This window comes from Flavonifractor sp. DFI.6.63, from assembly GCF_024462255.1.
Lineage (GTDB): Bacteria > Bacillota > Clostridia > Oscillospirales > Oscillospiraceae > Lawsonibacter_A > Lawsonibacter_A hominis.
In genome coordinates, this window is record NZ_JANGBE010000001.1 from 44386 (window position 1) to 57693 (window position 13308).

9 protein-coding genes are annotated in these 13308 nt (G+C 66.3%); 5 read left to right on the forward strand and 4 right to left on the reverse strand.

Going from position 1 to position 13308, the window contains the following annotated elements; translation table 11 throughout:
- Window positions 1-274 precede the first annotated feature (274 nt).
- Window positions 275-1312 (reverse strand): M42 family metallopeptidase, encoded by a 1038-nt coding sequence (locus NE547_RS00215; RefSeq protein WP_186908173.1) that lies wholly within the window; start codon window positions 1310-1312, stop codon window positions 275-277.
- An 81-nt stretch (window positions 1313-1393) separates the two neighbouring features.
- Between NE547_RS00215 and ybaK the strand changes: the two genes are divergently transcribed.
- The gene (ybaK, locus tag NE547_RS00220) at window positions 1394-1870 is read left to right on the forward strand and encodes a Cys-tRNA(Pro) deacylase (protein ID WP_186908174.1); all 477 of its coding nucleotides are present in this window, start codon (window positions 1394-1396) and stop codon (window positions 1868-1870) included.
- Between the two features lie 90 nt (window positions 1871-1960).
- Complete coding sequence (locus tag NE547_RS00225; protein ID WP_186908175.1) at window positions 1961-2803, forward strand: DUF4358 domain-containing protein; 843 nt, start codon at window positions 1961-1963, stop codon at window positions 2801-2803.
- A 180-nt stretch (window positions 2804-2983) separates the two neighbouring features.
- Here the strand turns inward: NE547_RS00225 and NE547_RS00230 are convergent, their stop codons facing one another.
- Together NE547_RS00230 and rlmB are read right to left on the reverse strand one after the other, a co-directional pair.
- Complete coding sequence (locus NE547_RS00230) at window positions 2984-5149, reverse strand: hypothetical protein (RefSeq protein ID WP_256174444.1); 2166 nt, start codon at window positions 5147-5149, stop codon at window positions 2984-2986.
- Window positions 5150-5222: 73 nt separating this feature from the next.
- On the reverse strand, window positions 5223-5990 hold the full coding sequence (gene rlmB, locus NE547_RS00235) for a 23S rRNA (guanosine(2251)-2'-O)-methyltransferase RlmB (protein WP_186908177.1): 768 nt from the start codon (window positions 5988-5990) through the stop codon (window positions 5223-5225).
- Between the two features lie 305 nt (window positions 5991-6295).
- Here rlmB and ftsH point away from each other — a divergent pair, with 305 nt between their 5' ends.
- Entirely contained in the window at window positions 6296-8371 is a 2076-nt protein-coding gene (gene ftsH / locus NE547_RS00240; RefSeq protein ID WP_256174445.1) for an ATP-dependent zinc metalloprotease FtsH, read from the forward strand.
- A gap of 91 nt (window positions 8372-8462) precedes the next feature.
- On the opposite strand, the gene NE547_RS00245 is transcribed toward ftsH, so the two are convergent.
- The gene (locus tag NE547_RS00245; protein ID WP_207723774.1) at window positions 8463-8792 is read right to left on the reverse strand and encodes an integrase core domain-containing protein; all 330 of its coding nucleotides are present in this window, start codon (window positions 8790-8792) and stop codon (window positions 8463-8465) included.
- An 80-nt stretch (window positions 8793-8872) separates the two neighbouring features.
- Here NE547_RS00245 and recJ point away from each other — a divergent pair, with 80 nt between their 5' ends.
- Window positions 8873-10942, forward strand: a complete 2070-nt coding sequence (gene recJ / locus NE547_RS00250; RefSeq protein WP_256174446.1) for a single-stranded-DNA-specific exonuclease RecJ — start codon at window positions 8873-8875, stop codon at window positions 10940-10942.
- Window positions 10943-10988: 46 nt separating this feature from the next.
- A complete protein-coding gene (locus NE547_RS00255; RefSeq protein ID WP_186908180.1) occupies window positions 10989-13214 on the forward strand; it encodes a bifunctional (p)ppGpp synthetase/guanosine-3',5'-bis(diphosphate) 3'-pyrophosphohydrolase in 2226 nt (741 codons plus the stop codon).
- Window positions 13215-13308: the final 94 nt, after the last annotated feature.

Sequence of the window (13308 nt, forward strand, 5' to 3'; positions counted from 1 at the left end):
TTGCTGCATCCCTGGGCGTTGCTGCGATAGGCATGCCGTGAAATAAACCCGGCGGAGTCCTGCCGAAAAAGCGGGCTGGGAGCGCACTGTGCGCGTATTATGCGCACTCCAGATAAAGCCACACCAGATGGATGGTATGCTTCATGCCGTCGAAATGGGTGCGCGCCCCGCGGGATGTGATCCCGCGGGGACCCCGTGCCTTGCATCCGCCCGGCGAGAGTGAATCCCGCCGGGCTGCGCGCCTGACGGCGCGATGGAGCGCACTGTGCGCGCCTTATGCGCACTCCAGATAAAGCCACACCAGATGGATGGTATGCTTCATGCCGTCGAAATGGGTGCGCTCCATGCCATGGGAGGCGTGGACGCCGGGGCCGATGAGGGCGCCCCGGGTGTCGTTGCCCGCCTTCCAGAAAGCGGCCACGTCGGAGCCGTAATGCGGATAAATATCCACGGCGTAGTCCACGCCGTTGGCGCGGGCCAGCTCCACCAGCCGGGACACCATACCGTAGTCATAGGGGCCGTTGTTGTCCTTGGCGCAGATGGACACCTGGTACTCCGTGCAGTTCAGGTCCTCCCCGACGCACCCCATGTCTACCGCCAGCAGCTCGTCCACCGCCGGCATGACGCAGCCGCCGTGACCGACCTCCTCGTGTACAGTGAAGCAGAGCTCCGTGTCGTACCGGGGGGCGGCTCCCGTATCCCGCAGGAGCTTGAGCAGCGTGAGCAGGCACGCGGCGCTGCCCTTATCGTCGATGAAGCGGGACTTTAAAAAGCCGCTGCCGGTGACCTGGGTTTTGGGGTCGAAGCACACAAAATCCCCGGCGCAGATGCCCAGCGCCTCCACGCCGGCCTTGTCCCGCACCGGTTCGTCGATGCGCACCGCCAAATTCTTTTCGTCCCGGGGACGGGTCAGCACGTCGTCGAATACGTGCGCCGCCGGAGAGAGGGAGAGGATGGTGCCGGTATACATCCGCCCGTCCCGGGTGTAGATGCGGCAGTATTCCCCGTCCAGGGTGGGCAGGATCGGCCCGCCGATTTTGGTGATCATCAGCATGCCGTCGGCGGTGATGGAGCGCACCATCAGCCCCAGCGTGTCGATGTGGGCGCACAGGCCGACCGTTTTCCCGCGCTCCCGCCCACGCACGGAGAGGATCACGTTGCCCTTGTTGGTGCGCCGCACAGGATAGCCCAGCTCTTCCGCGATCTGTTCCACCACCGCGGCGGCCTGCTGCGTAAAGCCGCTGGGGCTGTCGGCGGCGAGCAGGCGGCGGGCGGTGTTCATGAGAAACTCCCTGCAGTCTTCCAGATGCATTTGCATTGACTCCTTATTTGTAGTATGATATCCCAATCATAGCCCGGCCGGGCCGAAATTACAAGCGGGAGCGCGAGAAACATGGCGGAAGAAAAGACCAACGTGATGCGGCTGTTAGACCAGAAGAAGGTCCCCTATATCCCCCACTATTACGCCTGTCCCGACGGGGCGGTGGACGGGGTCTCGGTGGCGGCCCGGATCGGCAAGGATGCCGGCGCCGTGTTCAAGACCCTGGTGACCCAGGGGGCCACGGGGAAGTATTACGTGTTTGTGGTGCCGGTGCTGAGCGAGCTGGATCGGAAGGCGGCGGCCCGGGCGGTGCGGGAGAAATCCATCGAGATGATCCGGCAGGCCCAGCTGCTTCCGCTGACCGGATACGTCCACGGGGGCTGTTCCCCGCTGGGGATGAAAAAGCAGTTTACCACCGTGCTGGACGAGAGCGCCCGGGGACGGGAGAGCATGACGGTAAGCGCCGGGCGCATCGGCGCCCAGGTGGAGCTGGCGCCGGGCGACCTGTGCCGCCTGAGCCGGGGCAGCTTCGCCCCGGTGGGGAAATAAACGCCCGGGGGAACTTTTTGCGCCCCGGTCCGTCTGATGTAACATGGCCGGGTAAGCCCGGTAGTTTGAACGACAAGGAGAATGCAGAATATGAACCAAAAGCTTCCCGCACTGGCGTTGGCCGTGACCCTGACCGGCGCCCTGTCCATCGGCGCCCTGGCCGGTGAGCCCGAGCGGCTCATTTCCCCCAAGCCCACGGCCTGCGCCGGCGCCATTACCGTCAACGGACAGGCGCTGGACACCGCCGGGGTCCCCGCCGTGTCCGGCCAGGGGCTGCTGCCCATGCGCCTGGTGGCCGAGTCCGATCACGGCTCCGCCGCCTGGTACGAAGAGGAGAATACCGGCGCGTTTTATCTGGACGGGAACGTGATCAGCGTGGATTTTGCCACCGGATCGGTCACCGTCAACGACACGGCGGCCGAAGGCGTGACCGCCCGGGTGGTGCAGGGCGTCACCTTCCTGCCCGCCGCGCTTCTGGAGGGGCTGGAGGGGTACACGGTGGAAGCCGCGGAAGACGGCCTTGCCATCACCACCCCCAACAACGCGCCGCTGGTGAAGCTGGCCTATCAGATCATGGATGCGTCGGGCATGGGCTACGGCATGAAGACCGACGCGCAGGGGATGGCCGAGACCTACGGCCTGCCCGCCGACGCCTTTGAGCAGGCTGTCGGCTTCTTCCCCATGATGGTCAGCCCCGACACCCTGGTTCTCGGCAAGCTGGCCGAGGGCGCCGACACGCAGGCCGTCAAGACCGCTCTGGAGGCCTACCGCCAGAGCCAGGAGGACACGTTCTCCTGGTACCTGTCCCAGAATCTGCCCAAGGTGCAGGACGCCCGCCTGCTGGTGCAGGACGGGTATGTGCTTTTCCTGATCGCGGAGAACGCCGACGCCGGCGAGGCAGCCTTTACCGCCGCTCTGGCCGCGCTGGACTGACTTGCGCCCCCATACCGGCCGGCTCCGCCCCGGGCGCTCCTGCGGGAGGGGTCTTCGGCAGCCTGGGGAGTTGTCCGCTTCTGGCGGACAACTCCTGCGTGCGGCGGGCCGGCGCTTCCAGAGACTCAGAAGAGGCTCCCCGGACGGCCCAAGCCGTCCGGGGAGCCTCTTCTGTCCGGGTCAATACCGGTCCACCCAGCCGGAGATCAGCGGGGTGGGCACCAGCCACATGAACAGGAATACCAGCAGGTTGGAAGGAGACAGCGAGGAGTAGGCCCCCACGGAGGTGAGATAGAAGGCCAGCAGCACGCCGACAGCCGCGCCGACGCAGGCGAGCACCGCGGAGCAGCGCACGGCCCGGCGCAGCCGGGCGGCCCCCACCACTGCCTCCGAATAGGGCCCCAGGCCCTCCCGGCAGAGGACGGCGGTCAGGATATCGCTGTGGGACTGCTCCGCTCCGGACAGCTCCCGCCGCCGCTCCACCGCCGGGAACTCCATCTTCTCCACCGGCAGCTTGAAGCGCTGGCGGAGCATGGCGGGGATCAGGTTGAAGTCCCGGGTGGCCAGCACGGGGGTGATCCGGTTGCGGATCAGGGCGTTGAGGGAGGGCTCGATCAGCCCGTGAAGCGAGTAGTTGAGGGCAAAAATACCCGCCAGCTCCCCGTCAAGCGCGCAAAAGACGGCGTTTTTTACATTGAGGCCCTGAGGCAGCTCCACGTCCATCAGGTGCATGAAGGCGGAGGAGCCCACCAGCACCTGTTCCCCGCGGATGAGCGCCCCCGCGCCCCCTTCGTAGCAGCACAGGTCCTGGGCGCGGCGGTAGACACAGCCCTGGGAGCGGAGCAGGTCGTGAAAGATTTTGTCCAGCCCGCTGCCCGAATCCCGGATCAGGGTGGCGGTGGCGGAGACCACCTTGTCTACGGAAAAGTCCCCGAAGACCTTGATGCCGTTCAGAGAGACGCAGCCGGGCGGGAAAAGATCGGCGTCGGTGAGCAGGATGCCGCTGCCCGCGCCCGTGCTGGTGACCGCGTCCCATCCGGCGATGGCGGCCCCGGACTTGGACAGGCGGCGGGAGAGCTTATGCCACGGCGTGCCAAAGCACAGGGCCCCCGAAAAGGAGGAGGCCGACGCCAGGGTGGCGGAGAGGCACCACAGCAGCCGCTCCGGCGCGCCCATGCCCACGGAGGCCACCAGGGAGAGCACCAGGCAGGCCACAAACAGCAGCGGGCAGAAGCGGTGGAAGATGCGCTCGGCTCCGTCGGCGGCCTGCATCTGGCGGCCGAAGCCGATGGGAGCGCCCGACCACTTGCAATAGGTATCCCGTCCGTTCCATTTCCCCTCGTCCAGGGTGACCAGATAGGGCTCGGACGCGGAGGCCGCCGTGCGGCAGGCCAGCCGCTGTCCCCGCCGCTTGAGCCAAGTGCCCCGCAGCAGGAACGCCACCGCCAGCGCGGCGGCGGCGCAGTAAGGCAGCTGCCCGTCCCGGGGGTCCAGCTGCGGAAGGGTGAGCGCGTCGGCCAGCGTGGCGGCGCAGGAAAACACCAGCAGCGTATCCATGCCCAGCTCCAGCCGGAAGAGCCGGAACAGCCCCCGGGCCAGCACATCCACCCCCAGCAGCAGCACCAGCACCAGCAGCCCGGCCAGGGCCAGCGTCTGGAGGCGTGGGGTCAGCGGAGCGGGCAGGGGCAGGGGGAACAGGGGGGCCAGGGTCAGGTAGAGCATCGGCAGGCAGAGCAAAAAGGCCAGTACGCTCCGCACACGCAGGGATTTGAGCCCTTTGTGGTAACGGCGGGCCAGGTCCGCCGGGGGCAGGTCGGGGGCGGGCGGCGGCGCACGGCGCTTCCGGCGCTCCCGCCGCGCCTGCTCCGGCGCCTCCTCGTCGGTGCCTGGGATATACCGCTCGGCCCGGCGGACGGCCTCGTCCTGCTCGGCGCCCTCCTCCTCAAACATATGCCCCGCGTAATCGTCCGCCTTCTGCATCAGACGGTTGAGCCCCTCCGCAATGGGGTTGTCCGAGGCCGGGGCGGGCACTTCGGCCCCGGGCGGCGCTTCCGCCCCCGCCGGCTCCTCCGGCGGGGGGGCGGCGGCGGGGAACTCCACCACCTTTTCCTCCGGCGGCGCCGGAGCGGGCGCGGGGGCGCCGGGGAAGGAGACTACCTTGCCGGGCCTGCGCCCGGTGGGGGCGGGGGAGGCGGCGGAGGGGACGGTGGGAAAAGGGATGGTGTCGTCGCCCACGGGGCGCTTGCCCCGCCCGGCGCCGAACTCCGCCATGATCTCCTCCAGGGAAAACGTCTCTTCCCCGCTGGAGGGGCCTTTATTCAGTTCGTCGTCCCGGTCCTTTGCCATGTGTCATATCACCCGTTATTCCAGTCCGGTTCCAGCCGTGGGTGCACGGCGGAGGCGGACGTGAAGATCATCGTCAGAGCATCCTCTGGCGCACGGCTTCGTATAAAAGGATGGCCGCCGCCGCAGAGGCGTTGAGCGAATTCAGCTTTCCCCGCATGGGGATCCGCACCAGAAAATCACAGTTTTCACCCACCAGACGCCCCATGCCGGAGCCCTCGCTGCCGATGACGATGGCGGCGGGACCCTTCAGGTCGGCCTCGTACAGCAGCCGGTCCCCGCCGGCGTCGGTGCCGAAGACCCAGACGCCCTCGTCCTTGAGCTGACGGAGCAGAGCGGGCAGATTGGCCACCCGTGCCACCGGAACATGGGAGACCGCCCCGGCGGAGGTCTTGGCCACCACGGCGGTGAGCCCCGCGCTGCGGCGCTTGGGGATGATGACCCCGTGGGCCCCCGCGCACTCGGCGGTGCGGATCACCGCGCCCAGGTTGTGGGGATCGGAGAGCTCGTCGCACACCACGATCAGGGGCGGCTCGCCCTTTTCACGCGCCGCGTTCAGAATATCGTCCACACTGGCATACTCCCGCACGGCCGCCAGGGCGATCACGCCCTGGTGGGCGTGCGTGCGGCTCATGCCGTCCAGCTTGCGGCGGTCGGCCTCCACCACCACGATGCCCTTGTCCCGGGCCGTGGACGCAATATGCCCCAGAGCGGCGTCGGTCTCGCCGCGGGCCAGATAGATCTTGTCGATGCTGGTACCGGCCCGGAGGGCCTCCAACACGGCGTTGCGCCCTTCGATGATGCCGTCGGCCTCGGCCTGGGCCTCCATCCTGCGCTCCTTCATGGCTTGTCCCGCCTTTCCCCGTGTGATAACGGCAACAGTATACCACAAGACGGCGTACAGAAAAAGCCAAAAATGCGCCTGTAACAGAAAAGCAAGGCGGCGCGCCCACGGCCGCCGGCCGCCGCAAAGCGCCGTTTGGTTCGGCGGAATACCGTCCCGGTGGGCCGATTTCATAGAAAGTTTACAGGTTTCCCCGCCGGTTTCCTTGTTTTTTGGGGTGGTGTGTGCTATAACAGTCTTACCGCATTTTCGTTCCATACCGAAAATAATTGCGAGCGATTCGTTCCAAGGAGGATATACATTTCATGCCCGATAATCGTAACAGCGGCGGCAGAGGCGGGGGGACCGGCGGCAAGCGCAACGCCACCGCCATCATTTCCATCATCCTGTGGGCCCTGGTCATCACCGTACTGGTCAACTACGCCACTTCCATGGCCCGTTCGGCCCATACGCAGGAGATCACCTACGGCGAATTCCGCCAGATGGTGATGGACGGCAAAGTGGAAGCGGTGGAGATGACCAGCGCCAAGTACACCATCTACCCCAAGACCGAACCGGCCGAAGAGAGCGCCGCCCCGGCGGAGAGCCCCAGCCCCGAGAGCCAGCTGGGCCTGCCCCCGCTGGAGACCCTGAACACCACCCAGAAGACCTATTACTGCGCGCCTCCCACCACGGCCAACGTGCGGGATGACGGCCTGATCCCCCTGCTGGAGGAGTACGGCGTGGTCCAGTACGGCTCCCCCTATGAGGAGCCCCTCTCCCCCATCGTCAGCCTGCTCATCAGCTACGTGCTGCCCATGGTGCTGATGGTGGTGCTCTTCTCCTTCCTGTTCCGCAATATGGCCGGCAAGATGGGCGGCGGCCTGGGCGGCGTGGGCAAGGCAAACGCCAAGGTCTATGTCGAAAAATCCACCGGCGTGACCTTTAAGGACGTGGCCGGGCAGGACGAGGCCAAGGAGAGTCTGGTGGAGATCATCGACTTTCTCCACAACCCCCAAAAGTACACCGAGATCGGCGCCAAGCTGCCCAAGGGCGCCCTGCTGGTGGGCCCGCCGGGCACCGGCAAGACCCTGCTGGCGAAGGCGGTGGCGGGTGAGGCCAACGTGCCCTTCTTCTCCATCTCCGGCTCGGACTTTGTTGAAATGTTCGTGGGCGTAGGCGCCTCCCGTGTCCGCGACCTCTTTAAGGAGGCCAGCAAGATGGCCCCCTGCATCGTCTTCATCGACGAGATCGACACCATCGGCAAGTCCCGGGACAACCGCATGGGCGGCAACGACGAGCGGGAGCAGACCCTCAACCAGCTGCTGGCGGAGATGGACGGCTTCGACCCCACCAAGGGCGTCATCCTTCTGGCCGCCACCAACCGGCCCGAGGTGCTGGATCAGGCGCTGCTGCGGCCCGGGCGGTTCGACCGGCGCATCATCGTGGACCGGCCCAACCTGGCCGGGCGGCTGGCCACCCTCCAGGTCCACACCCGCAATATCCGCCTGGCCGAGGACGTGGATCTGAAAAAGATCGCCATCGCCACCGCGGGCACCGTGGGCGCGGATCTGGCCAACCTGGTCAACGAGGCCGCGCTGCGGGCGGTGCGCCTGGGACGAAAGGCCGTCAATCAGGAGGACCTGCTGGTCTCCTTCGAGCTGGTCATTGCCGGCAGCGAGAAAAAGGGCAGCGTCCTCACCGAGTTTGAAAAGAAGCTGGTGGCCTATCACGAGGTGGGCCACGCCATGGTGGCCTATAAGCAGAAGAATACCGAACCGGTGCAGAAGATCACCATCGTGCCCCATACGCAGGGCAGTCTGGGCTATACCCTGCTGATGCCCGAGGAGGACAAGACCGAGCTGCGCACCCGGGACGAGCTGCTGGCCAAGATCGCCGTCTCCATGGGCGGCCGGGCGGCGGAGGAGGTGGTCCTGGGCACCATGACCAACGGCGCTGCCCAGGACATCCAGGACGCCACCAGCGTGGCCCGGAACATGGTGGCCATGTTCGGCATGAGCGACGAGTTCGGCATGATGGCCCTGGCCTCCAGGCGCAACCAGTACCTGGACGGCGGCTACGGCATGGACTGCGCCCAGGATACCGCCGCCGCCATGGACCGGGCGGTGAAGGAGATCCTGGACCGCTGCTACAAGCAGGCTGTGGCCACGCTGGAGGAGAGCCGGGAGGATATGGACAAGGTAGTGGCCTATCTTCTGGAGAAGGAGACCATCACCGGCGCGGAGATGGTGGCCATCCTGGAGGGCCGGGACCCCGCTCTGGCCGACCGCTATCCCGACCCGGAGCAGAAGCGCGAGAAGCACACGCCCACGGTCTCTGCCGCTCCGGACCCCATCCCCCTGGGCGGTGAGATCTCTCCCGAGGGAAAGCGAACGGAATAAACGCAAACGCGGCCCCGGACCGGCTGGTCCGGGGCCGCGTTTGCGCCTTGCCGTGCCTTTTGTATTCTTCCGTACGCGAATTGTAGGTTTGTCAAAGATATTGGACAGTGAACTCTGCGGGAGAAAGCCAGTGAAGGGGCCTCATGGGGAAGTTGATGGAGCGGCGGTTGTGGACAGCAAGTTGTTTAGCGAAGTCATCCAGCGAGTAAAAGTTGTGGCAGGAGTAAAACCGTTTCTGGTCCTCCCGGTGGCTGCGTTCCGCCTTGCCGTTGTGGCGGGGTGTATAAGGACGGATGAGTTTGTGCCGGATGCCTGGTTTAGCGGCGGCAGCTTCAAACAGGGTGGGTAGGTGCCGCTTGCTGTTGGAAAAACGGTTGGTGAACTTAAAACCATTGTCTGTCTCCGCCGCGGAAATGTCCAAAGCCCTTGTCACCCTTTACGAAATTTGTTATAATAAAGGGTAATTTTGATTTGACTGATCGGGAGGGACAACGCGCGCCCATGAAATATAAGCAATGGAACCGGACACACTGTGACAGCGAGGCGCGCGCCGCCCTGGAGCGGGCGGGCATCCCCCCTTTGGCGGCCCTGGCTCTGTGCGCCAGGGGTCAGGACACTCCGGAAAAGGCCCGGGCCTTTCTGGCCTGCGGGCAGGAACTGCTCCACGACCCTCTGCTGATGCTGGACATGGACAAGGCCGCCGGGCGCCTGCGTCTGGCGCTGGAGCGGGACGAGCGCATCGCCGTCTACGGGGACTATGACGTGGACGGGATCACCGCCACCTGCCTGCTCACCGATTTTCTCCGCAGCGAGGGCGCGGCGGTGATTTCCTACATCCCCGACCGGATGGAGGAGGGCTACGGCCTGAACCGGGACGCAGTGAATACCCTGCACCGGCAGGGCGTTTCCCTTATCGTCACGGTGGACTGCGGCATCACCGCCGTGGACGAGGCGGAGTACGCCCAACGCCTGGGGGTGGACGTGGTGGTCACCGACCACCACGAGTGCAAGGACACGCTGCCCCGCTGCACGGCGGTGGTGGACCCCCACCGTCCCGGCTGTCCCTATCCCTTCAAGTACCTGGCCGGCGTCGGGGTGGCGCTCAAGCTGGTGCTGGCCCTGGGCGGCCCAGCCCGGCGGGCGGCGCTGCTGGCGGAGTATGCGGATCTGGCCGCCATCGGCACCGTGGCCGACGTGATGAACGTCACTGGAGAAAACCGCTGCCTGGTGCGCCTGGGCCTGGAGGCCCTGCAGCACACCAGGCGTCCCGGCCTGCGCTCCCTGCTCCACGAGGCCGGACTGGAGGAAAAGCCCATCAGCTCCATGTCCGTGGGCTACGTGCTCGCCCCCCGCATCAACGCCTCCGGGCGGATGGGCTGCGCGAGCCTGGCGGGCGAGCTGCTGCTCACCGAAGACCCGGGTCGGGCCGCTCTTCTGGCTGCGCAGCTGTGCCAGCTCAATCGGGAGCGCCAGGCCATCGAGGCCGCCATTTATGCCGAATGCGTCGCCCGGGTGGAGGCCCTGCCCGGCGAGGAGCGGTACGCGCTGGTGCTCTCCGGCGAGGCGTGGCACCAGGGGGTCGTGGGCATTGTGGCCTCCCGTCTGGCGGAAAAATACTCCTGTCCCACCTTTATGATCTGCCTGCAGGACGGCCGGGGCAAGGGCTCCTGCCGCTCCTTCGGGGGCTTCAACCTGTTTGCCGCGCTGGAGCACTGCGCCGGCCTGCTGGAGGGCTTCGGCGGCCACGCCCTGGCGGCGGGCTTTACCATCCGGGAGGAACAGATCCCCGCCTTTGCCGCGTGCATGGCGGAGTATGTACGCCTGCGGACCGGCGGAGCGGAGATGGTCTCCACGCTGGAGATCGACGCGGAGATCGAGGACGCGGGCGCGCTCACCCTGGATGGGGTGGAGGGTCTGGATCTGCTGGAGCCCTACGGCGCGGGCAACCCCAAGCCGGTGTTTTCCCTGTCGGGCTGCACCGTCTCCGCCGCCAGCGAGGTGGGCGGCGGACGGCACCTGAAGCTCAAGCTCGCCTGCGGCGGCAGGAGCTTCGACGCCATCTTTTTTTCCGCCACTCTGGCCCAGGCGGGTCTGTCCTGCGGGGACCGGGTGGACGTGGCCTTTACCCCCCAGGTCAACGAGTACCGGGGCTGGCGCACCGTGCAGCTGCAGCTGTGCGACCTGCGCCCCGCTCTGACCCGGGCCCAGGCCGAGCGGGCCCTCTATGAGAAATTTCGCCGGGGGGAGCCGCTCTCCCGCTCGGAGGCCGCCGCCCTGCTGCCCAGCCGGGAGGACTTCGTCTCCCTGTGGCGCTACCTGAAGGGGCACACCGCTCACGGCCCGCTGGAGGAGACCGCACCCCGGCTGGCCCGGAACATTGCCCGTGCCTGCGGACAGCGGGAGACGGTGATGCGCACCCTGGTGTGCCTGGAGGTCTTCGACGAGCGGGGCCTGATCCGTCTGGAGCGCACCACCGACCACCTGCAGATCGGCCTGACGGCTGTGGACGGCAAGGTGGACCTGGAGCAGTCCGTCATCATGCGCAAGCTGCGCAGCATTCTGGAACCTTAACGCGTCCCGCGCGTCTGCGCAACGCGTTCGCCGGAGGTGGCCTGTTATGGACCCCATCCTGGAGCGCTATCACGCCCTGGAAGACAAGATCAAGACCTATAACCCGGCGCTGGACACCCAGCGCCTGTTCAACGCGTTCAATTACGCCGATAACGCCCACGCCGGACAGCTGCGCAAGGACGGCTCTGCCTATATCACCCACCCCCTGGCGGTAGCGGAGATTGTGGCCGAGCTGGAGCTGGACACCGACTCCATCATTGCCGCCCTGCTCCACGACTGCATCGAGGACACCGGCGTCACGCACGAAGGGATCGCCAAGCTCTTCGGCATCACCGTGGCCGATCTGGTGGAGGGGGTCACCAAGCTGACGCGGGTGCAGTACACCTCCAAGGAAGAGGAGCAGATGGAGAACCTGCGCAAGATGCTCATGGCCATGGCCAAGGACATCCGGGTGATCCTCATCAAGATCTGCGACCGGCTGCACAACATGCGCACCATGGCCTACCAGACCCCCCGCAAGCAGAAGGAGAAGGCCCTGGAGACCATGGAGATCTACGCCCCCATCGCGCACCGTCTGGGCATGCAGCGCATCAAATGGGAGCTGGAGGACACCTCCCTGAAATATCTGGACCCCATCGGCTACCAGGAGATCGCCGACGAACTGGCCGCCCGCTCCTCCGCCCATGAGGAATTCCTCTCCGGCATCCAAAAGCGCATCCAGGAGCGGCTGGACGAGGAGGGCATCCGCTGCACCATTTACGGCCGGGTCAAGCACATCTACTCCATCTACCGCAAGATGTACGCCCAGAACAAGACCATGGACGAGATCTTCGACCTGTACGCGTTCCGGGTCATCGTGGATGATATCCCCGACTGCTACAATGTGCTGGGCGTCATCCACGATCTCTACAAGCCGGTGCTGGGCCGCTTCAAGGACTATATCGGCACCCCCAAGCCCAACGGCTACCAGAGCCTGCACACCACCGTCATCGGCCGGGAGGGGCTGCCCTTCGAGGTACAGATCCGCACCTGGGAAATGCACCACACGGCGGAATACGGCATCGCCGCCCACTGGAAGTACAAGCAGGGCATGGCCAACGAGAAGCTGGGCACCGAGGAGGCCTTCGAGTGGGTGCGCAAGCTTTTGGAAAGCCAGCAGGACATCGACGCGGAGGAATTCGTGCGCACCATGCGGGTGGACCTGTTCGCCGACGAGGTGTTCGTGTTCACCCCCCGGGGCGACGTGATCAACCTGCCCGCCGGGGCCACCCCCATCGACTTTGCCTACAACATCCATTCCGCGGTGGGCAACCACATGACGGGCGCCAAGGTCAATGGCCGCATGGTGCCCTTTGACACCGCCCTGAAAAACGGCGATATCGTAGAGGTCATCACCTCCAAGTCCGCCCACGGCCCCAGCCGGGACTGGATGAAAATCTGCAAATCCAACGAGGCCCGCAACAAGATCCGCCAGTGGTTCAAAAAGGAACGCCGGGAGGAGAACATCGCCACCGGCCGCGCCTGCTTCGAATCGGAACTGAAGCACGCCGGCCTCTCCCTGGCGGCCATCACCGCCGAGGACGTGCTGCCCTTCGTGCTGAAAAAGGCGCGCTTCGGCACTCTGGACGAGCTGTACGCCGCCATCGGCTACGGCGGCATGTCCGCCCAGAAGGCGGTGGTGCGCATCAAGGACGAGATCGCCCGTCTGGGCCGCGTCCAGGCGGAGCAGCAGGCCGCCGAGCGCGCCGCCCAGGAGGCGATCCATCCCGCCACCGGCGCCGCCTCCGCCCCGCCCCCCAGAGCGGGCCGGAAGAGCGAATCGGGTATCATCGTGGAGGGCCTGGACAACTGTCTGGTGAAGTTCGCCAAGTGCTGCACGCCCGTGCCCGGGGACCCCGTGGTGGGCTTTATCACCCGCGGCTTCGGCGTGTCCGTCCACCGGCAGGACTGCCCCAACGCCGCCGCCGAGCGCCGCAAGCCCGAGGAGGCGGGGCGCTGGATCCGGGTGTCCTGGGCGGCGGGGGAGCTGGCCAGCTATCAGACCTCCCTGGAGATCTCGGCCAAGGACCGGGACGGGCTCACCCTGGACGTGGCCATGGCGCTCTCCGCCGCCAAGGTGAAGACCACCAGCCTCTCCGCCCGCTCCATGCCAGACGGCTACGCCAGCGTCAATATCGTCCTGGAGGTCAAGAACCAGGAGGAGCTCTCCGCCGTCATCAACAAGCTGGGGCAGATCCAGGGGGTCTACCAGGTGAAGCGGGCCGCGGGATGACCGACCGGAAGCGCACGCTGCGCCCGCCGCGCGGCAGAACGCCCGCCGCCTCCCCCTGGGCGCCGTACGGTTTTCCAGCGGCGCGGGAGACGAT

Excerpts from the sequence above, each read along its gene's own strand:
- NE547_RS00215 (WP_186908173.1), bottom strand. The coding sequence starts at position 1,312 with ATGCATCTGGAAGACTGCAGGGAGTTTCTCATGAACACCGCCCGCCGC.
- ybaK (WP_186908174.1), top strand. The coding sequence starts at position 1,394 with ATGGCGGAAGAAAAGACCAACGTGATGCGGCTGTTAGACCAGAAGAAG.
- NE547_RS00225 (WP_186908175.1), top strand. The coding sequence starts at position 1,961 with ATGAACCAAAAGCTTCCCGCACTGGCGTTGGCCGTGACCCTGACCGGC.
- NE547_RS00230 (WP_256174444.1), bottom strand. The coding sequence starts at position 5,149 with ATGGCAAAGGACCGGGACGACGAACTGAATAAAGGCCCCTCCAGCGGG.
- rlmB (WP_186908177.1), bottom strand. The coding sequence starts at position 5,990 with ATGAAGGAGCGCAGGATGGAGGCCCAGGCCGAGGCCGACGGCATCATC.
- ftsH (WP_256174445.1), top strand. The coding sequence starts at position 6,296 with ATGCCCGATAATCGTAACAGCGGCGGCAGAGGCGGGGGGACCGGCGGC.
- recJ (WP_256174446.1), top strand. The coding sequence starts at position 8,873 with ATGAAATATAAGCAATGGAACCGGACACACTGTGACAGCGAGGCGCGC.
- NE547_RS00255 (WP_186908180.1), top strand. The coding sequence starts at position 10,989 with ATGGACCCCATCCTGGAGCGCTATCACGCCCTGGAAGACAAGATCAAG.